Origin of the sequence: Streptomyces spiralis (assembly GCF_014654675.1) — a bacterium.
Taxonomy (GTDB): Bacteria; Actinomycetota; Actinomycetes; order Streptomycetales; family Streptomycetaceae; genus Streptomyces; species Streptomyces spiralis.
Genome location: NZ_BNBC01000035.1, coordinates 76,757 through 100,405 on the forward strand (window position 1 = coordinate 76,757; position 23,649 = coordinate 100,405).

Sequence of the window (23,649 nt, forward strand, 5' to 3'; positions counted from 1 at the left end):
CCAGTATCAGCTGGTCGATGCGGCCCGGTGTCGAGAGATACGTGTGTGTCCCGGACGCCGGGGTCAGGCGCGGCCGACGAGCTCGAAGCCCGCCTCGTCCACGGCGGCCCGCACCGCCTCCTCGTCCAGCGGGGCGGCGGAGGTGACGGTGACGTCGCCGGTCGAGGCGACGGCCTTGACGGAGCTGACGCCGGGGAGTCCGGAGATCTCGGCGGAGACGGAGCCCTCGCAGTGGCCGCAGCTCATCCCGCTCACCTTGTAGACGGTGGTGACGGTGTCCGGAGTCTCGGTCTGGGCGGTCATGTCGCTCTCCTCGTCGGGTGTGCCCGCGCATGGCATACGTCGGGCATGTGGGGTCTGCGGGGCCCACGGGGACCCTCTTCTCTTCAGACTATACCCCTAGGGGGTATGAACCCAAAGGAACGGCGCGGCTCACCGAGTAGCGTTCCGTCCGGACGGTGATCCCCGTCGCCGCCGGCGGCGTGATCTCCGGGCGATGATCTTCTGCGGTGGTCTGGCGATGGGAAGGCGACGGATGCGGGCTGTGGTGTTCGAGCGGTACGGGGAGCCGGCCCGGGTCCGGGAGGTGGCCGATCCGCGGCCCGCGGAGCACGGCGTCGTGGTGCGGGTCGAGGCGACCGGCCTGTGCCGCAGCGACTGGCACGGCTGGCAGGGCCACGACCCCGACATCACGCTGCCGCACGTGCCCGGTCACGAACTCGCGGGTGTCGTCGAGGCGGTCGGTGACCGGGTGAGCCGCTGGCGCCCCGGCGACCGCGTGACCGCGCCCTTCGTCTGCGCGTGCGGCAACTGCCCCTCCTGCGCGGCGGGCGACCAGCAGGTGTGCGAACGCCAGAGCCAGCCCGGATTCACCCACTGGGGCTCCTTCGCCCAGTACGTGGCGCTCGACCACGCCGATGTGAACCTCGTCGCCGTGCCCGACGGGCTCTCCTTCGCCACGGCCGCCTCGCTCGGCTGCCGCTACGCCACGGCCTACCGCGCGGTGGTCCAGCAGGGCCGCCTCGCTGCCGGAGAGTGGGTCGCCGTGCACGGCTGCGGGGGCGTGGGCCTGTCCGCGGTGATGATCGCGGCGGCCTGCGGGGCGCGGGTCGTGGCGGTGGACATATCGCGGCGGGCCCTGGAACTGGCCCGCGAGTTCGGCGCGACGGAGTGTGTGGACGCCTCCGACGGACGGGACACCGCGGAGCGGATCCGCGAGGTCACCGGCGGCGGCGCCCATCTCTCCCTCGACGCGCTCGGTTCGCCCGCCACCTGCGCCGCCTCGGTGAACGGCCTGCGCCGCCGCGGCCGGCACGTCCAGGTCGGCCTGCTGCCCTCCGCGACCGGGACCACCCCGGTCCCCATGGCCCGGGCGATCGCGCTGGAGCTCGAACTCCTCGGCAGCCACGGCATGGCCGCGCACGCCTACCCGGAGATGCTGCGCCTGGTCGAGGCGGGCGTCCTGCGCCCCGATCTGCTGGTGACGTCGACGATCCCCCTGGCGGCCGTGCCGGACGCGCTCGCGTCGATGGGGACGGCGCCGGGAGCCGGGGTCACGGTCATAGAACCCTGGCGCTGAGACCGGCCGGCACCGGGACCTGCCGGCGCAGGGGCCGACGGGCGCCGGGACCGTGTCTCAGCCGGCTCCCCGGCCCCGGTTGCCCGGCCGGGAGGCGACCCAGGCGCGGACGGTGTCCGCGTACCAGTAGGGCCTGCCGCCCTCCACATGGTCGGGCGGCGGCAGCAGACCGTGCTTGCGGTAGGACCGCACCGTGTCCGGCTGCACCCGGATGTGCGCCGCGATGTCCTTGTACGACCAGAGCCTTCGGTCGGTCATGACTGCACCTCCCTGCGCGCGCCACGGCGGCGGCCGGAGGGCCGTCGGGGGAGCCGGGCGCCGCGTCGGCGATCACAAAGCCTGTGCTCGGTGAAACGACGCGGAGCGCCCGCGGCGAGCGCCTGTCGACCGGGCGTGACCAAGAGCCCGTAGACCTGAGACAGGTGTGACCGGACAGTTGCGTTCGTGACAGACCTGAGGCCGGGGAACGCCTTGACGATCTCGGGCTCCCCCCTTCGCTCGTCCGAATGTCCGGACAAACTATTGACAGCCTTCCGGGTACGGCACTACAACCGGGGGAGTCGAGTGAAGGGACGCGGAAGCCGATGGCGTACGACCTGATCACCATGGGACGGATCGGCGTGGACCTCTACCCGCTCCAGACGGGGGTGCCGCTCGCCCGCGTGTCCTCCTTCGGCAAGTTCCTGGGCGGCTCGGCGACCAACGTGGCGGTCGCCGCCGCCCGCCTCGGCCGCCGTACGGCGGTGATCACCCGTACCGGCGACGACCCGTTCGGCGTCTATCTGCACGAGGCGCTGCGCGGCTTCGGCGTCGACGACCGCTGGGTCACGCCGGTGCCCGGGCTGCCCACGCCGGTGACCTTCTGCGAGGTGTTCCCGCCGGACGACTTCCCGCTGTACTTCTACCGGCAGCCCAAGGCCCCCGACCTGGAGATCGACGCCCACGACCTCGACCTCGACGCCGTCTTCGACGCGAGCGTCTTCTGGGTCACCGGCACCGGTCTGAGCGAGGAGCCCAGCCGCACGGCGACCCTGGCCGCGCTCGCCCACCGGGCCAGGGCCGGCACCACCGTCTTCGACCTGGACTGGCGCCCCATGTTCTGGGCCGACCCGCTGGCCGCCCGCCCCTTCTACGCCGAGGCCCTGCGGCACACCACCGTCGCGGTCGGCAACCTCGACGAGGTGGAGATCGCCACCGGCCTGCGCGAGCCGCACGCCGCCGCCCGTGCCCTGCTGGAGGCCGGCGTGGAACTGGCCGTGGTGAAACAGGGACCCAAGGGCGTCCTCGCCGTCAGCGCCGCGGGCGAGTCGGCCGAGGTGCCGCCGCTCCCGGTCGACGTCGTCAACGGGCTCGGCGCGGGCGACGCCTTCGGCGGCTCGCTGTGCCACGGACTGCTCGCCGGATGGGATCTGGAGCGCATCATGCGGTACGCCAACGCCGCCGGCGCGATCGTCGCCTCCCGGCTGGAGTGCTCCTCCGCGATGCCCACCCCGGCCGAGGTGGAGGCCGCCCTGGAGGCCGGGGCGGTGCGGGGAGGAGGCGGGGCCGGGTGACCGACCGCGTTCCGTACGCCGTCCGGCGTGGCCCGGGCGACGGCCGCGCACACACATTCGCCGGCCGTTCCCGCGAGTGGCGCGCGTCTTGGACGGGCGGCGGTTGTACGGTGCGGGTACACCCAGATACATCACGGCACAGCGGACGAGCAGTCCCAAGAGCCGGGCGGGCAGAGCACGTTGGGTGGACACACCCGGGCCCCGCGCCGTCCGGCCACCGATCGCCTCCGGTGCGGGAGGCCGCTTCGCCCTGGCAGGAGCGAAGTGCGAGCGCCGACTCCCCGCCCGCTACGGCCCCGCGCCGGAGGTCACCCGCCCCCTCCCGCACGACCCGCCCCGCCCGTGGGCGCCGGACACTCCCCACGGTGTCCATGCGGCCCCATGTGTCTACGCGACGACCACAACCGCAGACACTCTGTCGGGCGCGCCCGGGGTGCGGCCCCTGGTGGGATGGATACGTGGCCGAGACCGCGACCCGAGGGCCCGCGGCCACGGCCCACGAGCTGTACGAACGGCACGTCTCGACCCGACGACGCCATCTGCGCCATCTGCGAAGGAGTAACCCGGCATGACGAAGATCGTCAACCACTGGATCGGCGGGAAGACCGCCGAAGGCGCCTCGGGGACGTACGGGCCGGTCACGGACCCGGCGACCGGAGCGGTCACCACGAAGGTCGCGTTCGCCTCCGTGGAGGAGGTGGACACGGCTGTCGCCGCCGCCAAGGACGCGTTCTCCTCCTGGAGCCAGAGCTCGCTGGCCCACCGGACCTCGATCCTGTTCCGGTTCCGGGCGCTGCTGGACGCCCACCGCGACGAGATCGCCGAGCTGATCAGCGCCGAGCACGGCAAGGTGCACTCCGACGCGCTCGGCGAGGTCGCGCGCGGCCTGGAGATCGTCGATTTGGCATGCGGCATCACCGTGCAGCTCAAGGGCGAGCTGTCCACGCAGGTCGCCACGCGGGTGGACGTGGCCTCCATCCGGCAGCCGCTGGGCGTGGTCGCCGGCATCACGCCGTTCAACTTCCCGGCGATGGTCCCGATGTGGATGTTCCCGATCGCCATCGCCTGCGGCAACACCTTCGTGCTGAAGCCGAGCGAGAAGGACCCGTCGGCGTCCGTCAGGCTCGCCGAACTGCTGGCCGAGGCGGGCCTGCCGGACGGCGTGTTCAACGTCGTCCACGGCGACAAGGTGGCCGTCGACCGCCTCCTGGAGCACCCGGACGTCAAGGCGGTCTCCTTCGTCGGCTCCACCCCGATCGCCCGCTACATCCACACCACCGCCGCCGCCCACGGCAAGCGCGTCCAGGCCCTCGGCGGCGCCAAGAACCACATGCTGGTCCTGCCGGACGCCGACCTGGACGCGGCGGCCGACGCCGCCGTCTCCGCCGCCTACGGCTCGGCGGGCGAGCGCTGCATGGCCATCTCGGCCGTCGTCGCGGTCGGCTCGATCGGCGACGAGCTGGTGGAGAAGATCCGCGAGCGCGCCGAGAAGATCAAGATCGGCCCGGGCGACGACCCGGCCTCCGAGATGGGCCCGCTCATCACCAAGGCGCACCGCGACAAGGTGGCCTCCTATGTGAAGGGCGCCGCCGACGAGGGCTGCGAAGTGGTGCTGGACGGCACCGGCTACACCGTGGAGGGCTACGAGGACGGCCACTGGATCGGCCTGTCGCTGCTGGACAAGGTGCCGACCAGCGCCAAGGCGTACCAGGACGAGATCTTCGGCCCGGTGCTGTGCGTGCTGCGCGCCGACACCTACGAGGAGGGCGTCGCCCTGATCAACGCCTCGCCGTTCGGCAACGGCACCGCGATCTTCACCCGCGACGGCGGCGCCGCCCGCCGCTTCCAGCTGGAGATCGAGGCCGGCATGGTCGGCGTCAACGTGCCGATCCCGGTGCCCGTGGGCTACCACTCCTTCGGCGGCTGGAAGGACTCGCTCTTCGGGGACCACCACATCTACGGCAACGACGGCACCCACTTCTACACCCGTGGCAAGGTCGTCACCACCCGCTGGCCGGACCCGTCGGAGGCCCCGGCGGGCGTGGACCTGGGCTTCCCGCGCAACCACTGAGCCGGCCCCGACGACGGTGCCCCGCGCCTCCATCGGAGGGCGGGGCACCGTCGTGCGGTCAGCCCTGCTGCTGCTTCTGCGCCTTCACCACGTCGGTGAGGTCGCCGGTCTGCGCGGCGGGCGGAGCCTTGACGGCCGCCGTGGCGCCGAACTTCTCGAAGTCCATGGTGACCGTGACCTTGCCGAGCTCCTCCGTCAGGCGCACCGGCAGGTCCTTGTCGTTGACCCAGACCTCCATCGTGATGGAGTCGGCGCCGCCGGTCATGGCGCCGAAGGGGTTGTCCTGGTTGCCGTAGACCTCCTTGAACTTGCCCATGTGCGCCCGGTCGATGACGGCCTTGTAGTGGTGCGTCCGCTGTCCGTCGACGGTCTCCTTGCCGAGGTCGTCGACGTTGTTCGCGTACTTCAGGCCCCTCATGGAGGCCACGGGGCTGCCCGCGCCGGTGCTGCCGTCGAGCGCCTGGGCGCCCTTCTCGCCCAAGATCGCCGACGCGTCGATCTTCATCCACTCCTTGCCCTTGAGCGGGCCGGAGGGCTGCGGGTCGACGTCGTAGTAGTAGGCGCCGTCCACGAAGATCGTGCGGGTCTTCGGGGCGGCGTGCAGCTGCCCCATGTTGGCGGCCTTGGTGTCCATGTCGACGTCGAAGGCGAAACCGTGGCCCCAGGAGTAGGTGCCGTCCATGGTGACCGGACCGGCGCCGTTGCCCAGGTCCGTGGTCATGCGCACGTCCGCCGAACCGAGGTTCTGCGTCCGGTCCGTCGCCCGGGTCAGCGCGGCCTTGATCAGGCCCTGCGCGTCGTCGGCGGCCTCGGCGGCCTTCTTCGTCGTCTCCGCGCTGCACGCGGAGGCGGCGAGCAGCGTCGCCGCCGTGAACCCCGCCCACACCGCGGTGTGCTTCAGCTTCATGAGTCCCCACCCGTTGCTGTGATTCGGCTGTGGCCGCCGACTCTAGCGGGGCGCAGTGACAGCCCCGGGACCTCCCCAGGCCGTCCGGATACCGGACGCGTTGACATTTTTTTGACGCGTTCGCTTCGGTTCTCGTTCAGCTCGGACGAAACGGGTAGTGAAGGAGTCGTGGCTCAATGACCTTCGAAAACAAGGTCACACAGCAAACAATCTTGATGGTATCGCCAATAGGACGTCGCAGCCTGGGAAAGTGATGTCGAACCTTCCGTTCCGTAAGTGCGGAATCCGAAGGTGATCGGCCATTGACGCAGCGGTTTTCGCCGGGGTTCCATGCAGCGCCGGGAGCGGACGACACACAGACGCTAGGACGATCCGCCGGAGGCGATAGCGCTCCCGTCCCCCACCCTCACCCGCTCAAGCCGATCGGAACCGCCGCATGACCGACACGCTCCGCCCTGTCGACACCGACCTCATGGAGGCGTCCGACAGTCCCCAGACGCTCAAGCGTTCCATCGGCGTCGTCGGCGGCACCCTGCTCACACTCTCGTGCGTCACCCCCGCCTCCACCCTCTTCGTGGTCGTCCCCGACCTGTTCGGTTCGCTCGGCACCGCGACCGCCCTGACGATCGCCATCGGCTCCCTCCTCTGTATCGCCGTGGCGTTCTGCTACTCCGAGCTGGGCACGCTGATCCCCAGCGCGGGTGGCGAGTACGCCATGGTCTCCACGATGGCCGGGCGGCTGGCGGGCTGGCTGGTCTTCGTGCTGTCCCTGCTGGTCGTCATGATCGTCCCGCCGGTGATCGCCATGGGGACGGCCGACTACCTGGCCCCGATCGTGCACCTCGACCCGGCGATGACCGGCGCCGGAGTGATGCTGCTTGCCACCCTCGCCGGTCTGCTGGACCTGCGCGCCAACGCCTGGATCACCGGCATCTTCCTGGTCCTGGAGGTCATCGCCGCCGCCGTGGTCGCCCTGCTGGGCTTCACGCACAGCCACCGGGGCGTCGGCAGCCTCCTGTCCATGCAGGTGGCCGGCTCCGGCGGCCACACCGACACCGTGACGGCCATGCTCGTCGTCTCCGGCCTCGCCATCGCCCTCTTCGTCACCCAGGGCTTCTCGACCGCCGTGTACCTCTCCGAGGAGCTGGAGCACCCGCGCCGCAACGTGGCCCGCACCGTGCTCGCCACCCTCGCGATCTCCACGGTGATCATCCTGGTGCCGGTCGTCGCCATCACCATGGGCGCCTCCGACCTCAAGGAGCTGACCGGCGGCGACCTCAGCTCGATGGTGACCGCGTGGTCCAACTCCGCGGTCGGCACCTTCGTCAGCCTCTGCGTGGCCCTGGCGATCATCAACGCCGGCATCGTCATGGTCATCCAGAACTCCCGCGTGCTGTTCGCCTCCGCCCGCGACAAGGCCTGGCCCGAGCCCGTCAACAACGTCTTCTCCAAGCTGGGCCGCTTCGGCTCGCCGTGGGTCGCCACGCTCGCGGTGGGCGTCCCCGGTGCCGTGCTGTGCTTCGTCAACCTCGACACCCTCTACGGCGTCACCGGCGTCTCCGTGACCGGCATGTACCTCCTCGTCGCGGTCGCCGCCCTGCTCGCCCGCCGCGGCGCGCACAAGCACACGCCCGCCTGGCGCATGCCCCTGTGGCCCGCCATGCCCGTCCTGCTCATCGCGGTGCTCGCGTACGTCCTCAGCCAGCAGGACACGAGCTACCTGCTGTGGACCGGCGGCATCGTGGCGGTGGCCACGCTGTACTGGGCGCTCTACCTGCGCCCGCGCCGCGACACCCGCTGGCTGGTCTCCATCCCGGAGGACGCCCGGGCCTGACCCGGCACCCCGCCCGGCTCAGGTGAGGTCCCACGTCACCACGGAGCACGACCCGTCGTCCTTGCCCCCCGCGCTGCGGTAGGCGGCAAGGGCGACGTCGTTCCCGGCGTCGATCCCCACCCACATCCCGTAGCAGCCGAGCTGCCGGCCCAGATCGGCGAGCCGCAGCACCAGCGCCCGCCCGATGCCGCGGCGGCGGAAGGGCTCGGCGACCCCGAGCTCGTACAGGAACATCTCGGTGCCCTTGTCCGGGTGGACCGTCTCGACCCCGCTGACGAAGCCGACGGGTGCGCCCGGGGCGTGCTCGCCGTCCTCGCCGGCCTCACCGTCCTCGTAGGCGAGGAAGAGGTGGTGACCGGGGGCGGTCAGGAAGCGCTCGGCCCACTCGGGACGCACCGGATTGTCGAACAGGTGCTCGGCGGCGGCCAGTTCGGCGACGGTGCCGGCTCGGCGGATCTCCATGCCGCTTCCTACCACGGCCCACCACGGGCTACCGCGGGCGCGGTACGCCGCGTCAGGGTCGTACTCCCCGGGGAGGTGGCCAGGGTCGGTCCCGGGGCTGCTCCCGTTGTCGGTGGCGGCCCGTACCGTGGACCCATGGATCTTCGACTGCCCGGATTCCGGGGGCTGCTTCGGAGGCCCCGGCGGCTGCTGGCCGCCGGGGCCGCCGTCGCCGTGCTTGCCGGCGCCGGCACCTGGACGGCGGTCGCCTCCGACGACCCGCCCCCGGTGCACCGCGCCGACCGGGTCATGAGCATGGGCGGCGGGGTGCGGCTGGACACCTCGTACTTCACCCCGGGCGGCACCGGCCGCCACCCCGCGGTCCTGCTGGGGCACGGCTTCGGCGGCAGCAAGGACGACGTACGGCAGCAGGCCGAGGACCTCGCCCGGGACGGGTACGCGGTGCTGACCTGGTCCGCGCGCGGCTTCGGCAGGTCGACGGGGAAGATCGGGCTCAACGACCCCCGGGGCGAGGTCGCCGACGTCTCGAAGCTGATCGACTGGCTGGCCCGGCAGCCCCAGGTCCTCCTCGACCGGCCCGGCGACCCGCGCGTGGGCGTGGCCGGCGCCTCCTACGGCGGCGCGATCTCCCTGCTCGCCGCCGGGTACGACCACCGGGTGGACGCCATCGCCCCGGCGATCACGTACTGGAACCTCGCCGACGCCCTGTTCCCGAACGGCGTCTTCAAGAAGCTGTGGGCGGGCGTCTTCCTCAACACCGGTGGCGGCTGCGCGCGGTTCGAGCCCGAGCTGTGCCGGATGTACCAGCGGGTCGCCGAGTCCGGAAAGCCGGACGCCGAGGCCCGCCGGATGCTCGCGGAGCGGTCGCCGTCCGCCGTCGCCGGCCGGATCAGGGTGCCCACGCTGCTGGTGCAGGGCCAGTCCGACTCGCTCTTCCCGCTCGGCCAGGCCGACGTCGCCGCGCGGGCCGTCCGGGCGAACGGCGCACCCGTCGACGTGGACTGGATCGCGGGCGGGCACGACGGCGGCGACCTGGAGACCGACCGGGTCCAGGCACGCGTGACGGCCTGGTTCGACCGGTACCTCAAGAAGGACCCGGGCGCCGACACCGGCCCCGCCTTCCGCGTCACCCGCACCGGAGGCGTCGACTCCACCGACGGCGCGGCCCTGCTGCGCGGCGCGAGCGCGAGCACGTACCCGGGACTGACCAGCGGGCAGCGGACCGTCGCCCTGACCGGACGCGAGCAGCGGTTCCAGAACCCGGCGGGGGCCAACCCGCCCGCCGTGTCCTCGCTGCCGGGCCTCGGCGGCTCGGGCGGCTCACTCGCCCAGCTCTCCGCGCTCGGGGTGGGCATCTCACTGGACTTCCCCGGGCAGTACGCGAGCTTCGAGTCCGCCCCGGTCGGCGGCGATCTGCGGATCACCGGATCGCCGACCGTCACCGTCCGCGCCACGTCCACCAGCGAGGACGCCGTGCTCTTCGCCAAGCTCTACGACGTCGGACCGGGCCGGGCGCGGCCGGTGCTGCCCGCCCAGCTGGTGGATCCGGTACGGGTCACGGGCGCCAAGGCCGGCAAGGACGTCACCCTCACCCTCCCGGCGATCGACCACGAGGTGCAGAAGGGCCACCGGCTCCGCCTGGTCCTCGCCTCCACCGACCTCGGCTACGCCTCCCCGGCCGCGCCGGCCACGTACACCGTCTCCCTCAGGAGCGGCCTGAAGGTGCCCACGGCACCCGCGGTGACCACCGGCGCGGCGCCCCTGCCCGCCTGGGTGTGGTGGCTGCCGGCCGCGGGCGCGCTGATCGCGCTCGCGCTGCTGCTGACCGCCCGCCGCCGCACGGGCGCCCCGGCCCCGGATCCGGAGCTGGTCGACGTGCCGCTCCAGATCACCGGCCTGAGCAAGCGCTACGCCGGGTCGGCGGACCGGTACGCGGTACGGGACGTGTCGTTCCGGGTGGAGCAGGGCCAGGTGCTCGGACTGCTCGGGCCGAACGGCGCCGGGAAGACGACCACCCTGCGCATGCTGATGGGCCTGATCCGGCCGGACAGCGGCGAGATCCGCGTCTTCGGCCACGCGATCCGGCCCGGCGCGCCCGTGCTGTCCCGGGTCGGCGCCTTCGTCGAGGGCGCGGGCTTCCTGCCGCACCTGTCCGGCCGGGAGAACCTCGAGCTGTACTGGCGGGCCACCGGCCGTCCACCCGAGGACGCCCACCTCGACGAGGCGCTGCGGATCGCCGGGCTCGGGGACGCGCTGGCCCGCGCGGTGCGCACCTACTCCCAGGGCATGCGCCAGCGCCTGGCCATCGCCCAGGCCATGCTCGGCCTGCCCGACCTGCTGATCCTGGACGAGCCGACCAACGGCCTGGACCCGCCCCAGATCCGCGAGATGCGCGAGGTGATGATCCGGTACGCGGCCGGCGGGCGCACGGTGATCGTCTCCAGCCATCTGCTCGCCGAGGTCGAGCAGTCCTGCACGCACCTGGTCGTCATGGACCGGGGGCGGCTGGTGCAGGCGGGCCCGGTGGGCGAGATCGTCGGCTCCGGGGACACCCTACTGGTCGGCACCGCCGTGCCGATGGACGAGCCCGTGGCCGAGAAGGTCTCCGCGCTGCCGGGCGTCGCCTCCGCCGTGCGCACCGAGGGCGGCCTGCTGGTCCGGCTGGAGCCCAGCGGCACCGCCGAGCGCCTCGTCGTGGAGCTGGTGCGGCTGGAGGTGCCGGTCGCCTCGGTCGGCCCGCACCGCCGCCTGGAGGACGCCTTCCTCACCCTGATCGGAGGTTCCGCATGAGCACGCCCGCCGTCGTCGAGACGGCCACCGGCTACCGGGCGGGCCGCACCCTCCCGCTGCGGGTGGAGCTGGTGCGGCAGCTGAAGCGGCGCCGCACGCTGATCATGGGCGCCATCCTGGCCGTGCTGCCGTTCGTCCTGCTGGTCGCCTTCGCCATCGGCGGCGATCCGGGCGCCCGCAACAACCAGGTGACCCTGATGGACACGGCCACCGCCTCCGGCGCCAACTTCGCCGCGGTCAACCTGTTCGTGTCGGCGGGCTTCCTGCTGGTCATCCCGGTGGCCCTGTTCTGCGGGGACACCGTCGCCTCGGAGGCCAACTGGTCCTCGCTGCGCTATCTGCTCGCCGCGCCCGTGCCCAGAGCCCGGCTGCTGTGGTCCAAGCTGGTCGTCGGGCTGGGGCTGAGCCTGGCCGCCATGGTGCTGCTGCCACTGGTGGCGCTCGCCGTCGGCACGGCCGCCTACGGCTGGGGCCCCTTGCAGATACCCACCGGCGGAGCGCTCGACGCGGGCACCGCCGCCCAGCGGCTGCTGGTGGTCGTGGCGTACGTCTTCGTGTCCCAACTGGTCACCGCGTCACTGGCGTTCTGGCTGTCCACCAAGACGGACGCGCCCCTGGGCGCGGTGGGCGGCGCGGTCGGGCTGACCATCGTCGGCAACGTCCTGGACGCCGTCACGGCCCTCGGGAACTGGCGCGACTTCCTGCCCGCGCACTGGCAGTTCGCCTGGGCCGACGCCGTGCAGCCGCACCCCGAGTGGTCGGGGATGATCCAGGGCACGGCGGTCTCCGTCAGCTACGCCCTGGTGCTCTTCGCCCTGGCCTTCCGCGGGTTCGCCCGCAAGGACGTGGTGTCGTAGGCGAAGGACGCGGTGTCGTGGGCGTGCCGTAGGAGCGGCGCGGCGCCGCGGGGAGCCGACGCGAAACGGGCCGCCGAGGAACTCGGCGGCCCGCTGTCGTTTCTGCCGCGGTCAGCTCTCGGAGTTCCGGGACAGCAGCGACACGTTCTCCAGCAGGTGGGCCAGCGCACCGTCGCGCTTGGCCTGGGTGGAGTTCTCGGCGCACTGCTGGTTCAGGTCGTCCGACAGGATCGGGATGTCCTGGGCGGTCACACCGAGCAGGGCGGCGCCGATCGGCAGATCGCTCACGGCGATGCACGGCTTGTTGAACGACCCCTGGATGAGCGCCATCTGCGGGCTCATGTTCCCGTGCGTCGTCGAGTTGCCGAAGCTCTGCCACGAACCCGTGGCGTTCTCGGCGTTCGGCCCGCCGTCGTTGCCGAGCGCCAGCGCCTGCGGAGCCGCGGCAGCGGTGGCACCGAGCGCGGAAGCGGCGATGGCCGCGGTGGCAACAATCTTCTTGATCACTGACCGGTCCTTTCTGAGGAAACCCCGTCCACCGGAGTGCCCTGGTCAACTGCCAGGTGGCGAAGCGGTTTCTCCTGTTCACTCCGACGGCGGACACGGCGAAGTGTTTGTGTGTTTTCCGGGATTCCTGATTTTCAGGGCCTTTTGACCGCGGCGCGAGCCAACCGGGTGAATGTCCGCAACCAAACCGAAAACCTCATGTTGAATGAGGCCGTAGGGCATGCGTCGCTACGAGGAAAGGAACGCGTAGTGCTCAAGAAGGCAATGGTCGCCGTGGCGGCCGCCGCTTCTGTCGTGGGAATGTCGGTGGCGGCAGCCCCCATGGCGCTTGCTGTCGACAACGACAACGGACCGGCCATCACGAACGGCTCCGGCGCCTCGACGTCGTTCGGCAACTCGGCGACTAACGGCAACATGAGCCCGCAGCTCTCGCTGGTCCAGGGGACGCTCAACAAGCCGTGCGTGGGCGTTCAGGACGTCGACGCCGGCGTCGCCGCCCTGATCGGCGTCGTGGCCCAGGACATCCCGGTCCTGTCGGACCAGGAGCAGCAGCAGTGCGCCGACAACTCCACCCAGGCCAAGCGGGACGGTGCGCTGGCGAACGTCGCGCGCGACGTCTCGCTCCTGTCGTCCAACTCCGACGGAAGCTGATCCGATTCCGGTGGGCCCGGGCCGTCCGCCGCTCCGGCGCGGGCTGCCCGGGCTTTTCCCGGAGAGCCTTTTCGCGTGAGCAGCCGAGGACGAGGCACAGGATACACGGCGCAGTCGAGTGAATTATCGGGCGATATGCGTTCTGCTGTTTTCCATTGCGTCTATTCCTCGTTCAGTGCCGCGACCGCCCGGTCGCGCCCACTCGGTCTCCGGCCGTCATCGGGGAATGACCCCAGAGAAGGGACCTTTCATGAAGAAGAGCTTTGCTGTGGTGACGGGCGCCGTCCTGGCCCTCGGCGTGGCGGGGCCCGCCTTCGCCGACGCCGGGGCCACGGGCGGTGCCGCCGGCTCGGCGGGCGTGATCTCGGGCAACACCATCCAGATCCCGATCCACGCCCCGATCAACGTGTGCGGCAACACCGTCGACGTCATCGCCCTGCTGGACCCGACGTTCGGCAACGCCTGCGCCAACGACTGACCGCGCGGGCGCACCAGCCACACGGCTGTTCCAGGGCCGGCCTCGGACGTCGAACTCCGCGACCCGAGGCCGGCCCTGCGACATCGTCACGTTTCTCAAGCCGCCCCGAGCGGCTTCGAGCAGGAAGACAACTAGATTGCGACAGACCCTGAGCAGGGGAGTGTTCGTGGCGGCCGCCGCGACGAGTGTGCTGTCCCTGTACGGCGGCTCCGCCTTCGCCGACTCGCAGGCGGACGGCACTTCCCGGAACTCGGCCGGCGTCCTGTCCGGCAACACCGTCGAGGTGCCGGTCGAGGTGCCGGTCAACGCCTGCGGCAACACCGTCGACGGTGCCGCGGCGCTCAACCCGGCGTTCGGCAACAAGTGTGCCAATGTCTCGGAGAAGACCCCGAAGCCGACCCCGTCGTACGGCGACGACTGCGACGACCAGGGCGGGTACGGCGACGAGGGCGGGTACGGCGGCCAGTCCGGCGACTGCACCACGCCGCCGCCCAAGTACACGCCCCCGCCCAAGTACACGCCCCCGCCGCCCACGGGGACCGAGACCCCGCCGCGCGTGCACACCCCGCCCGCCGAGCCCAGCAAGCCGCCGCAGATGGCCGAGACCGGCAGCGCGAACACCGGTGCGATGCTGGCGGCCTCGGCCGCCAGCGCGGCCCTGATCGCGGGCGGCGCCGTCCTCTACCGTCGCGGCCGGACCACCGGCTCCCACCGCTAGAGGAACGGCACCGCGGGCGCCCGTGCGCGGGCACCGCGAGCGGCCGGAACCGCATCGACGCGAGCCGCCGCGCCCAGTACCCCTTCCAGGGCCGGGCGCGGCGGCTCGCGCGTGTCCGGCCGCGCCGCCGGGCATGGTTCTCGACTCCAGCGACCAGACTGACTGCATCAGGTGAAATCAGGCGCATCTGTCCGAGATATCAGCCCGGTGCCATGCCGAGATCACCCCTTTGGCGGCACAACCCGGACGGCCGCCAGGCGTTGACAGGGCGCCGGGCGTTCGCCCGGGTGTTTTTGTGTCAACCCAAGGAGCACTTCTCCATGTCGCGTATCGCCAAGGGCCTGGTCCTTACCTCTGTCGCCGCCACGGCTGTCGCCGGCGGTGCCGGCATCGCCGCCGCCCACAGTGGTGCGGGCGGCTTCGCCGCCAACTCGCCGGGCGTCGCCTCGGGCAACGCCGTCCAGGTCCCGGTCCACCTCCCGATCAACCTGTGCGGCGACACCGTCGACGTCATCGGCCTGCTGAACCCGGCGTTCGGGGACACCTGCCTCAGCGCCTGACGCCCTCGCGTTCCCCTTCGGTCGGCCGCTCTCCCGGAACCCGGCATTGCTCCGGTTCCCCTCGGGAGGGTGGCCGACGGCCGTACCCTCGAACGGCCGTTCCGGCCCGCAGCAGTGCCCGTCGCACCGTCGCGCCAGGTGGGAAGAGGTGGCCGCCGCCCATGGACGGCGGCGAGAGGCCTGCTGATCGGTTGCGGACCACGACAAGCGCTTTCACGGTGAGCTCAGATCTGGCGCTCATCGAAAGGAACCCTCATGCGTGGTCTGTCCGCACGGCGTATCGCCTCCACCGCACTCTGCGCCGCCTTCCTGGTCGGGATCAGCGGCCCGGCCGCCCTGGCGGCCGACTCGGCCGGCGAACACAGCCGTGCGGCGGCGCCCCGAGCGTCGCTCCCGGGCGCCGACCGGCTCCTCGCCGAGCTCGACGGCCTGGGCGACCTCAGCCGGCTCGGCGAACCAGGCAGCCGGCTCGCCCCGGCCCGCGATCTGGCTACCGCGGTACTCACCAGCGACAACGGCCGGTTGGCACCGGCCGACGCCAAGAGGCTCGGCGACGCGGCGGAGGACGCCCTCGCCGAGGCGAGTGCGATGATCCGGTCGGCGCGGTCGGCCCAGGCGGCGTCGGGCGTTCAGCGGGCGGCCGATCCGGCGAGCGACGCGCTGGCGGCCGTACAGAAGGCGATCGAGGACCTGCTGAAGTCGCTCACGTCCGGAGACGTCGGCCAGGTGCTCCCGGCGGTCACCGGCCTGGTCGACGGTCTGCTCGACCTCGTGAACTCCCTGCTCAAGGACGACGGCCTGACGAGCACCCCCGGCACCTCCGCCTCGGCCGCCACCGCCAGCACGCTTCCCGCGGGGGCTTCGGAAGGGACGGCGTCGGACGCCGCAGCGGCCGCGCCCGCCGCGCCGGCATCGGCGTCGTAATCCTCCCGGACACCTCCTGACACCTCCCGCGCACACCCGAGAACCCGAAAACTCGAACAGCCGTTGTGCCGGCCACCGCAGCCGGCACAGCGGCTGCGGTGCGTCGGGCGAAATCTCATATGAGGACTCGGCAATCTCCCGCCCCGGGGTTTCCGGCCCGCCCGGGACTCGTTAGGCACGGCGACCCCATAGCCGCCGGTGACGTATGTCGCCGAACGAAAGGAACACGATGAAGTCCCTGAAGGCTGCCGCCGTCATTGCCGGGTCCCTGGTCGCCGCCGGCGCCGCCGCGCCCGCGTTCGCCTACGACACCGCGGAACTGACGCCCACCAGCCTCAACGGCGCCGTGAACACCCTCACCAAGGGCCCCATCGACGTGATGCCGGTCAAGCACCAGTCGAACGCGCTCGACACCGAGAACAAGGACTCGGTGCTCCATACGGTGAACAGCGCCACCAAGAGCCTGAACGAGGCCCACGCCCCGCTGCTCGGCGGGCTGCCGCTGCAGAACTGAGGCCGCCCGTCGTAGGTCGTACTACTGCGGCACTCGGGGGATTCTTGCGCTGCCGGCCACCTCGGGATCGTTGGGCCGTACGGACGTTGTGCTCCCCATCCTGGAAGGGACCGTGCCTGTCATGAAGTCGACCACCCGAGGAACCCTTGCCGTCGTCGTCGCGGGCGTCGCGGCAGCCGTCGGCGCCGCCACCGCCACCCCGGCAGCGGCGGTGGGCGCGGTCCCGGTCCCGCTGCCGCTGGGCGGCGCCGAGACCGCGCTCGGCATGAAACTGCCCAAGGTCGGCGGCGAGCTTCCGGTACCGACGACGGGCACGCCGGGGGGACCGCGTTTCGTCCGGGGGCGGCTCCTTCCACAGGACGTGGTGCCGCGGCTGCCGGTGCACGGGGGGCTGCCGGGTCTGGACGCGCGCGCCCCGCTCGCGCACGTCCTCGACGACGGTTTCGACCACGTCGCCGTCGACGCACCCGTGTCCGACGTGCGGGCACTGGCGCCGGGCCTCGCCGCGGACGGCCCGCTGACCGCGCCCAAGCCCGGCAACGCCGGACTGCCCGGCCTGAAGCTGCCGGAACTGGGCGTCCTCGGCCCCGTGCTGCGAACCGCTCCCACCGCCGACCTCACGGCGGGCCCGGGCCTCTAGGGGGTGTCTCGCCGATCATGCCGGGCTCGCGGCGCCTGGCACCACGGTGACCACGGTGACCAGGGTGATCACGTTCGGCCGCACGGCGGTGACCGAACGGGGCGTTCGCCGGTTACGGCTACGGACAACCGAACCGGACGAGGAGCGCACCATGGTCGGCGGCACCGGCGGAGCACGAGTGGAGACGGGTACGGGAACGAGCCCGGCGAGAACGGCCACGACGAGAACGAGCACGACGGCGACGAGCACAGGGACCACGGCGGGCAGTACGCGCCGGCAGGTGACGCGCCGGCTGCTCGCCTCCGCCGCCGTCGCCGTGATGGCCCCGCTGGTCGGTGCCTCCCGGCCCGCGCGCCCCGTGGCCGGAACCTGGGACGGCCCGGGCGACACCGCCTTCGAGGAGATCTACCGGGGCCGCCTCATCCGCGTGACGTGGACGCACCGCAGCGGCGGCGCCGGGCCAGGGGAGTGGCACGTCACGGTGGACGACCGACCGCTGCACCTGATGCGCCGCGCCGACGGCACCTGGCTGAGCGTGGTCGACCACTACCAGTCGTACCGCACGCCCCTGGAGGCCGCCCGCGGCGCCGTCGACGAGCTGGGCCCCGGCCAGCGGCTGCGCGACCTGGCCCCCGGGCCCGTCGGGGACGAACTGCGGCGCCTGCACATGGGGGGAGCGCACAGTGGCGTACACGCGTAAGGACGTCGGCAAGCTCACGCGTGAGGAGAGGCGACGGTTCGTCAACGCGCTGCTGACGATCAAACGGCGCGGCGAGTACGACGACTTCGTGCGGACGCACATCCGGTACTTCACCGCCGACGGCGAGAACGGCCTGCGCCCGGCGCACATGGCGCCCTCCTTCCTGCCCTGGCACCGCAAGTTCCTGCTGGAACTGGAGCGGGCGCTGCGCCGGGTGGACTCCTCGGTGACGGTTCCGTACTGGGACTGGACAAGCGACCGCACGGCCCGCTCCGCGCCGTGGAGCGAGGACCTCCTGGGCGGCACCGGGCGCCGCTCCGACCAGCAGGTGACGACCGGCCCGTTCGCCTACGCGCACGGCAACTGGACGCTCAAGGAGGGCGTGACCGACGGCGCGTTCCTCACCCGGGACCTCGGCCGCTCCCACGACCCGATCCAGCTGCCCACGAAGAGCGAGCTGGAGTGGGCGCTGACGGACCCCGTCTACGACGTCGCGCCCTGGGACTCGACGGTGACGAAGGGGTTCCGCAACAAGCTGGAGGGATGGGGCACCGGCCGGGGCAGTGCCTCCTGGCTCAACCACAACCGGGTGCACCGCTGGATCGGCGGCGTCATGCTCGGCGCCGCCTCCGTCAACGACCCGGTCTTCTGGCTGCACCACGCCTTCATCGACCTGCAGTGGACCCGCTGGCAGCGCCGCCACCGCGGGGCCCGCTACCTGCCCGCGACCCCGCCCGGTCCGGGCAACGCGCAGCACGGCCGGATCCTCGCCCGCCACCAGAAGCTGCCGCCGTGGGACGTCACCCCGGACGAGCTGGAGGACATGAGCCGGATCTACCGGTACGCGTGAGCCATGAGAAGAGCCCCGGCGCTCGAGACGCCGGGGCTCTTCTCATGGGTGGGGGCGTGCGGCGTCAGGCGTCAGCTGCCGTAGCCGTTGCCGGGCTTGCCGTCGTCGTCGCCCTTGCCGGGCTGATCGGCGTTCGCGCAGGCGTTGCCGAAGCCCGGGTTGAGCGCGGCGATGACATCGACGGTGTTGCCGCACAGGTTGATCGGCACGTGGAGCGGGACCTGGACCGTGTTGCCGGAGGCCACACCGGGTGACCCGTAGGTCCCCCCTTCAGCGCCGGCGTTCGCCATGGCGAGACCGGCCCCGCCGATCACCACGGCACCGGTGCCGAGAGCGACGGCCGCCGCTTTCGCGATGCGAGACATCACGTTCTCCTAACTGACTCGGTGAGTGCGGCAGCAGGGTCCGCAACCGCACTTCCGGTTCAACGCGACGCATCCACCCCGGTCACGGGTGATCACTCCGTCCGGGGCTCACTTGTGCCGAGCCGGACCCGACCTGACCGGCAAAAGCGCTGTGAGCCGATCCCGGCAGTGGGCGTCCGCGCCGGTCATCCGTGTCGAGGGCCATGCCGCAAGGCCACTGGACAGCCAGGAAGGTCGGCAACGTGCTCAGGGAAGTGGTCATGCCGGTACCCGATTTGGCGCGCCGGCCCCGAGCCGTGGTCCGTGGTCCAGGTGCGCTGATGTCAGCACCGGCCCTCGTCGCCCATCTCGGCACCCACCTGCAGTCCCCGTGCCCCGGCCTGCGAGAGTGGGCCCGTGCTGCTGGATCCCGAGAACACTCTGTTCGTCCGTGGTGCCACGCCCGTGCTCCTACTGGCTGACGCGCCCGTCCATGACGCCCTGCCGCTCCTGACCGCGCCGGACGGGGCGGTGCCCTTGTGCGAAGGGTGGAGCATCGTCCCTCGGCTCACTCTGTGCGTCGTGGACGGACCCGGCGACCACGGACTGGTCGTCCCGGCTCTCGCCGCGCCGGTGGTCGGTGGCGCGGACGATGGCACCGCATCGAGCGGCATGGACGACTGGTGCGCGGATGCGGAGCAGGCCGGCGGAGCGCTCGTCCTGTCTCTGGACCAGCTTCCCGAGGTGCTCGACTGGTCCACCTTGCTGTCCTCGGGCACGGCGCGAGGTGGCTTCATGCCTGCGCTCGCCTGATCCGACGCTTACGGACTCAGTCCGTATACCCAGGGCTGTGACGCCTGGCGCGACCATGCGTTGACGATGCGGGCGTCTCCGACGCTGGTGCGGGTCACATGCTTGCGGTCTCCGTCGTCCGCCGATGTCGATCGGTGTACCTGGACAGATGCCAAGGGCTGGTCCACCCTTCACTTCCATGACCGCCCCTCGTCGTGAGGCTGCCACCCGATCGCAGCTGCCTGAAGCTATTTGTGCCGTAGCCGAGGAGATAGCCGGGTTGCTCCGGTCGTGTACAGATGACACGGTGCGCATTCCTGGGGCTGAGTGGACGGTTGGAGAGTCCGCGGCGCATCTGGTCCTGGCCAACGAATTGATGGCTGAACTTGCCGCAGGGCGTGAGCAGATATATGGCGATGGCACTCCAGGGGGACTTGCGGCGGCCAACGCCGCCTCGCTGGTTTCCTTCCCCGAACGCGACACATCCGTCCTGGCGGGCGGCATCGTCCGGCATGCGCGGGCATTCACCGAGGCGGCCGGCACGCGGTCGGCCGACACACCGACGGTGACACCGCTGGGGCCCATGGACTTGGGGACTCTTGGCTCCTACCTGCTGACACACATGCTCGGGCACGGCTTTGACATCGCAGCGGCACTTGGTCGACCACACATGATCGACCGTGACAGGGTCGATTTGGCGATGCCGTTTCTGACCACCGCGATGCCCCGTGTCGTCGATGTACGAGCGGCCGCCGGTCACAGTGCCTGTTACGAGCTGAGGGTCCGCGGCCTCTCTCGGCTCACGGTGACGTTCACCAACGGCGCGGTGGCCGTGCACGCCGAGCCCCCGCGCCGTCCCGACTGCACGATCATGATCGAACCGATCACGTTCTTCCTGCTCGCACTGGGCAGGCGCAGCGCCATCGGTGCCATCGCCCGCGGAAAGGTCCTCTCCTGGGGGCGCAAGCCCTGGCTCGCGCCAGGTTTCCCCGCATTGTTCACCGCACCATGAGGACGCTTGCCTGGTCGCGCCCACCGCTTCTGCGCCGGGTCGCTCGGTGCCGCTGCCGTCCGTCGTCGTTGCCGTCAGGGTTGCCGTCACTGCGGTCGGGTGCGACACCTTGCGAGCCTGCCGTACCGATCTACTGATCACCGGTCTCGCTCACCAGCGAGCCTGACAAAGTCCACGGCCCTGACCAGCTCAGACGCCGTGGGCTTCTGTCGTTGTCGGCCGGCGTCGGCTGACCTTGGACGGCCGAGAAGGCCCGAACGCCATGTGCTGGGCCAGCCAGATCTTGAACGCGTTCAATTTTCATGGCACGGTGGCGCAAGTGCAGCGAGGGCGCCGGGGGGAATCGGGATGGAGATCGCTCGGCTTGGCAGAGTGCTCGGTACCTCACTGGTGAGCGGAGTGTTGTGTGCCCTGCTCTCTGGCTGCTACAGCCTCGCCGCCGTAATCCACGATCCCCCGCAGCCGCCGGGCACACCTCAAGCCATCACCGACGGCCACCTCGTCGGCACCTGGCGGGACGAAGCGGGCGGCAGCGTCACCTTCGCTGCGAGCGGCGCCTTTGCCGCCAAGAAGATCTGTGGTGACTTCGCAGACTGGGCGGGCGACGGCCCCCGGCTCTCTGTGGCCCAGTCGAAAACGGGAAACGGGACGTGGGAAACGATGACCTGGACACCCCCCAACGAGTCCGTGCCCAAAACTGAAGTAACGCTCCGGTTCTCCAACTCAGAGATGTCCGCGGAGTACGAAACGGGGGGAAGTTCCAGATCTCCCAAGCTTTGGGTGTATATGGGAGACCTGGATGACTACGACTTGTGTACCTTGACTCGGCAGTCATCACTGTCAAGCCCAGCTGGCTGAGGCGCTCGGTCGGTTCGTCCTGAGAAAGCGCCGCCACGCCCTACCGGCACGCTGCCGTGGGTGTTCTGCGGATGCCCACACGCCGCAGGCATTGCCCAGATGTCGGAGGGCGAGGAGGACGGGGCTAAGGCGCTGGCACGGAGCTGCAATAGCCTGAAAGAGTCTCGCGGACTGGGGAGGTGAACCATGGCCGCGCTTTTCTATTCGGCTGTCGTGGTCGGCGTCGCGTTGATAGCTTTCGCGGTCCTGCGGGAGCATGGAACGCGGCTTGCGAAGGCGGCCTCCTGGTTGTGTCTGGCAGTCGCCGCGCTCCCCGGACTGGGACTCATCGGTGTCGTTCTTCAAGTGGTCTTCGGGTCGTGAGACTGGTGCGGGGCTGCGACGCTGCCAAGTCGCTTGCCGGGTCATGGGCTGGGCCGGGTGAACTGGCTGGCCTCGGGCCCGGGGAGGATGCCACGGCTGATCAGGCGTTTCAGCGCGCAGGACGCAGCCGAACCTTTTTTCGCCACCACTCACCCCAGCTTCCATTCCGTCCGCCGGCCGTGCGTCCTGATCAAAAGGGGCGTGCAGGCGCAGAAGGCCGACCTCATCGAGCAGGCCGTCGAGGAAATGGTCCGACGTGGAGGCGCCAGTAGGTACGGTCCCGAATGGGAGGAGCTGACCTTGATCCTTCGGTGACAGAACTGTCACACGGGAGAGGACAACTGGGTGCCGGGCCGGTGGGTCCAATTGGGCGTGACGACGGCACACTGCCCGCCGTCATCGAGCGCGGCAAGACCGCGCGACAAACACACCGGGGGATACGTTGAACACGCTTGCACACCAGGTCCGTTCGTCGGTTGCGGTCTCGGGCACGGCCCTGCTGCTGGCTGCCGCGGGTTTCGGCCTCGCGCCGGCCGCTTCCGCCGACGCCTCGCAGCCGCCGACGCTGGCGGCCGCCACCGCCGCGCCCGCGGAGGTCGGACTGGCCGGCCTGCCGGTCGCCTTCACCACCAAGGTCTCCAACACCGGCGCGTACGACACCTCGTCGGCGCGGCTGCTCTACCGGATCGACGGGGGAGCCGGCCTGCCGTCGAACGCCGTCAGCCTGCAGTACCGGCTCAGCGGCACCGCGTGGAAGACAGTGCCGCTGACGTACGCCGACGAGCAGTTCTCCGGCGAGGTGCCCGAGACCTTCCCGCTCGCCGCGGGCCACTCCCGCACCGTGCAGCTGCGCATCGGGGTACCCATGGGCACCCCGCACAACGGTGACAGCAACGGCGGCACCCAGCAGCTGAAGCTGACCACTCTCGTCTCCTACGGCGCCTCCGGAGCAGCCCCTGCCACCGACCACGACACCATCAAGGTCGATGGCCTCAGCACTGGGCTGTCCGGCGTTCCCGCTGCCGTGACCGCCGGCGGCCCGGCCGTGAGCTTCGAGGCCACGGTGACCAACCCCACCGCGTCGAGGTACGAGAATGTCACGGACACGCTGATCACCAACAGGTACGCCTCCGTGCAGGTGCTTCGCTCCGGGACCTGGAAGACCCTCACGCCGGTCACCTCGGACGCCGAGGCCGATGTGTACGGGTTCGACGTGATCGGCAAGGACGCCTCCCTTGCCGCGCACAGCAGCACGGTCGCCAAGGTCCGGGTGACCTACCGCAAGGACACGCCCATCGGGAAGGCCACCGTGCAGCCCTGCGTGTTCGTCAACGGCGGGTCGATACCGTTCAGCGGTACCACCTCCTGTGGAAACCACGCGACCTTGACCGTGCGCGCGGCGGGCTCCACCGGGTCCACCGGGGGCACGCCCACCCCCACCCCGACCTCGACCTCGACCCCGACCCCGACCCCCTCCGCCTCGCCGTCCATCTCGGCCGAGGCCCCGTCCGCAAACTCAGGCACGACCTCCAGCACGCCCAGGACGAGCTCGCAGCTGGCCAAGACCGGAAACAGCGGGACGTCCACGATCGCCGCGGTAGCCGGCGCCTTCCTTCTGGCCGGAGCCGGGTCACTGGGCGTCGTGGCCCTGCGCCGCCGCACGCGGGCCTGACCCCGGAAGTAGC

The 23,649-nt window shown here is 71.2% G+C and carries 28 protein-coding genes; 21 read left to right on the top strand and 7 right to left on the bottom strand.

Annotation, left to right across the window (positions count from 1 at the left end; all coding sequences use genetic code 11):
* Nucleotides 1-63: 63 nt before the first annotated feature.
* On the bottom strand, nt 64-303 hold the full coding sequence (locus tag IE318_RS30180; protein ID WP_030170958.1) for a heavy-metal-associated domain-containing protein: 240 nt from the start codon (nt 301-303) through the stop codon (nt 64-66).
* A 232-nt stretch (nt 304-535) separates the two neighbouring features.
* Here IE318_RS30180 and IE318_RS30185 point away from each other — a divergent pair, with 232 nt between their 5' ends.
* Nucleotides 536-1,579: a zinc-dependent alcohol dehydrogenase family protein gene (locus tag IE318_RS30185; protein ID WP_189905427.1), complete on the top strand. Its 1,044-nt coding sequence runs from the start codon at nt 536-538 to the stop codon at nt 1,577-1,579.
* Nucleotides 1,580-1,636: 57 nt separating this feature from the next.
* On the opposite strand, the gene IE318_RS30190 is transcribed toward IE318_RS30185, so the two are convergent.
* On the bottom strand, nt 1,637-1,837 hold the full coding sequence (locus IE318_RS30190) for a helix-turn-helix transcriptional regulator (protein WP_189905428.1): 201 nt from the start codon (nt 1,835-1,837) through the stop codon (nt 1,637-1,639).
* A gap of 326 nt (nt 1,838-2,163) precedes the next feature.
* Here IE318_RS30190 and iolC point away from each other — a divergent pair, with 326 nt between their 5' ends.
* The gene (iolC, locus tag IE318_RS30195; RefSeq protein ID WP_030170970.1) at nt 2,164-3,132 is read left to right on the top strand and encodes a 5-dehydro-2-deoxygluconokinase; all 969 of its coding nucleotides are present in this window, start codon (nt 2,164-2,166) and stop codon (nt 3,130-3,132) included.
* A 568-nt stretch (nt 3,133-3,700) separates the two neighbouring features.
* A complete protein-coding gene (gene mmsA / locus IE318_RS30200) occupies nt 3,701-5,203 on the top strand; it encodes a CoA-acylating methylmalonate-semialdehyde dehydrogenase (protein WP_189905431.1) in 1,503 nt (500 codons plus the stop codon).
* A gap of 58 nt (nt 5,204-5,261) precedes the next feature.
* Here the strand turns inward: mmsA and IE318_RS30205 are convergent, their stop codons facing one another.
* Complete coding sequence (locus IE318_RS30205; protein ID WP_189905433.1) at nt 5,262-6,110, bottom strand: SCO4651 family lipoprotein; 849 nt, start codon at nt 6,108-6,110, stop codon at nt 5,262-5,264.
* Between the two features lie 436 nt (nt 6,111-6,546).
* Here IE318_RS30205 and IE318_RS30210 point away from each other — a divergent pair, with 436 nt between their 5' ends.
* The gene (locus IE318_RS30210; RefSeq protein WP_189905435.1) at nt 6,547-7,944 is read left to right on the top strand and encodes an APC family permease; all 1,398 of its coding nucleotides are present in this window, start codon (nt 6,547-6,549) and stop codon (nt 7,942-7,944) included.
* A gap of 18 nt (nt 7,945-7,962) precedes the next feature.
* On the opposite strand, the gene IE318_RS30215 is transcribed toward IE318_RS30210, so the two are convergent.
* Nucleotides 7,963-8,406, bottom strand: a complete 444-nt coding sequence (locus tag IE318_RS30215; RefSeq protein ID WP_189905437.1) for a GNAT family N-acetyltransferase — start codon at nt 8,404-8,406, stop codon at nt 7,963-7,965.
* A gap of 135 nt (nt 8,407-8,541) precedes the next feature.
* Here IE318_RS30215 and IE318_RS30220 point away from each other — a divergent pair, with 135 nt between their 5' ends.
* Together IE318_RS30220 and IE318_RS30225 are read left to right on the top strand one after the other, a co-directional pair.
* The gene (locus IE318_RS30220; protein ID WP_189905439.1) at nt 8,542-11,196 is read left to right on the top strand and encodes a CocE/NonD family hydrolase; all 2,655 of its coding nucleotides are present in this window, start codon (nt 8,542-8,544) and stop codon (nt 11,194-11,196) included.
* Nucleotides 11,193-12,053, top strand: a complete 861-nt coding sequence (locus IE318_RS30225) for an ABC transporter permease (RefSeq protein ID WP_030170986.1) — start codon at nt 11,193-11,195, stop codon at nt 12,051-12,053. Before IE318_RS30220 ends, IE318_RS30225 begins: the two co-directional genes overlap by 4 nt.
* A 111-nt stretch (nt 12,054-12,164) precedes the next feature.
* Here IE318_RS30225 and IE318_RS30230 read toward each other — a convergent pair whose 3' ends face one another.
* Nucleotides 12,165-12,560 carry a rodlin gene (locus IE318_RS30230; protein WP_030170990.1) on the bottom strand — a complete coding sequence of 132 codons (396 nt, stop codon included), beginning with the start codon at nt 12,558-12,560 and terminating at the stop codon, nt 12,165-12,167.
* Between the two features lie 249 nt (nt 12,561-12,809).
* Here IE318_RS30230 and IE318_RS30235 point away from each other — a divergent pair, with 249 nt between their 5' ends.
* The 7 genes from IE318_RS30235 (at nt 12,810) to IE318_RS30265 (ending at nt 17,045) form a co-directional block, all read left to right on the top strand.
* The gene (locus IE318_RS30235) at nt 12,810-13,211 is read left to right on the top strand and encodes a rodlin (protein WP_189905441.1); all 402 of its coding nucleotides are present in this window, start codon (nt 12,810-12,812) and stop codon (nt 13,209-13,211) included.
* 250 nt (nt 13,212-13,461) lie between these two features.
* Nucleotides 13,462-13,689, top strand: coding sequence for a chaplin (locus tag IE318_RS30240; RefSeq protein WP_189905443.1), 228 nt, complete (start codon nt 13,462-13,464; stop codon nt 13,687-13,689).
* A gap of 136 nt (nt 13,690-13,825) precedes the next feature.
* On the top strand, nt 13,826-14,407 hold the full coding sequence (locus tag IE318_RS30245) for a chaplin (protein ID WP_229903833.1): 582 nt from the start codon (nt 13,826-13,828) through the stop codon (nt 14,405-14,407).
* Between the two features lie 320 nt (nt 14,408-14,727).
* Complete coding sequence (locus tag IE318_RS30250) at nt 14,728-14,967, top strand: chaplin (RefSeq protein ID WP_030171004.1); 240 nt, start codon at nt 14,728-14,730, stop codon at nt 14,965-14,967.
* 255 nt (nt 14,968-15,222) lie between these two features.
* Complete coding sequence (locus IE318_RS30255; RefSeq protein WP_189905444.1) at nt 15,223-15,891, top strand: hypothetical protein; 669 nt, start codon at nt 15,223-15,225, stop codon at nt 15,889-15,891.
* A 229-nt stretch (nt 15,892-16,120) separates the two neighbouring features.
* On the top strand, nt 16,121-16,405 hold the full coding sequence (locus tag IE318_RS30260; protein WP_030171010.1) for a hypothetical protein: 285 nt from the start codon (nt 16,121-16,123) through the stop codon (nt 16,403-16,405).
* Between the two features lie 121 nt (nt 16,406-16,526).
* The gene (locus tag IE318_RS30265; protein ID WP_189905445.1) at nt 16,527-17,045 is read left to right on the top strand and encodes a hypothetical protein; all 519 of its coding nucleotides are present in this window, start codon (nt 16,527-16,529) and stop codon (nt 17,043-17,045) included.
* A gap of 15 nt (nt 17,046-17,060) precedes the next feature.
* On the opposite strand, the gene IE318_RS30270 is transcribed toward IE318_RS30265, so the two are convergent.
* Entirely contained in the window at nt 17,061-17,303 is a 243-nt protein-coding gene (locus IE318_RS30270; RefSeq protein WP_189905475.1) for a hypothetical protein, read from the bottom strand.
* Between the two features lie 22 nt (nt 17,304-17,325).
* On the opposite strand from IE318_RS30270, the gene IE318_RS30275 reads away from it, so the two are divergent.
* Nucleotides 17,326-17,745, top strand: a complete 420-nt coding sequence (locus tag IE318_RS30275; RefSeq protein WP_373311318.1) for a tyrosinase family oxidase copper chaperone — start codon at nt 17,326-17,328, stop codon at nt 17,743-17,745.
* Complete coding sequence (locus tag IE318_RS30280) at nt 17,729-18,595, top strand: tyrosinase family protein (protein WP_189905446.1); 867 nt, start codon at nt 17,729-17,731, stop codon at nt 18,593-18,595. Before IE318_RS30275 ends, IE318_RS30280 begins: the two co-directional genes overlap by 17 nt.
* Nucleotides 18,596-18,666: 71 nt before the next feature.
* Here the strand turns inward: IE318_RS30280 and IE318_RS30285 are convergent, their stop codons facing one another.
* A complete protein-coding gene (locus IE318_RS30285; RefSeq protein WP_189905447.1) occupies nt 18,667-18,960 on the bottom strand; it encodes a chaplin in 294 nt (97 codons plus the stop codon).
* Between the two features lie 396 nt (nt 18,961-19,356).
* Here IE318_RS30285 and IE318_RS30290 point away from each other — a divergent pair, with 396 nt between their 5' ends.
* From IE318_RS30290 to IE318_RS30315, 6 genes are all read left to right on the top strand, one after another.
* A complete protein-coding gene (locus IE318_RS30290) occupies nt 19,357-19,752 on the top strand; it encodes a hypothetical protein (RefSeq protein WP_189905448.1) in 396 nt (131 codons plus the stop codon).
* 178 nt (nt 19,753-19,930) lie between these two features.
* A complete protein-coding gene (locus IE318_RS30295) occupies nt 19,931-20,743 on the top strand; it encodes a maleylpyruvate isomerase family mycothiol-dependent enzyme (protein WP_189905449.1) in 813 nt (270 codons plus the stop codon).
* A gap of 348 nt (nt 20,744-21,091) precedes the next feature.
* Nucleotides 21,092-21,601 (top strand): hypothetical protein, encoded by a 510-nt coding sequence (locus IE318_RS30300; protein ID WP_189905450.1) that lies wholly within the window; start codon nt 21,092-21,094, stop codon nt 21,599-21,601.
* Nucleotides 21,602-21,787: 186 nt separating this feature from the next.
* Nucleotides 21,788-21,964, top strand: a complete 177-nt coding sequence (locus tag IE318_RS30305; protein ID WP_189905451.1) for a hypothetical protein — start codon at nt 21,788-21,790, stop codon at nt 21,962-21,964.
* Nucleotides 21,965-22,021: 57 nt separating this feature from the next.
* Nucleotides 22,022-22,279 (top strand): hypothetical protein, encoded by a 258-nt coding sequence (locus tag IE318_RS30310; protein ID WP_189905453.1) that lies wholly within the window; start codon nt 22,022-22,024, stop codon nt 22,277-22,279.
* A gap of 127 nt (nt 22,280-22,406) precedes the next feature.
* Nucleotides 22,407-23,636: a hypothetical protein gene (locus IE318_RS30315; RefSeq protein WP_189905455.1), complete on the top strand. Its 1,230-nt coding sequence runs from the start codon at nt 22,407-22,409 to the stop codon at nt 23,634-23,636.
* Nucleotides 23,637-23,649: the final 13 nt, after the last annotated feature.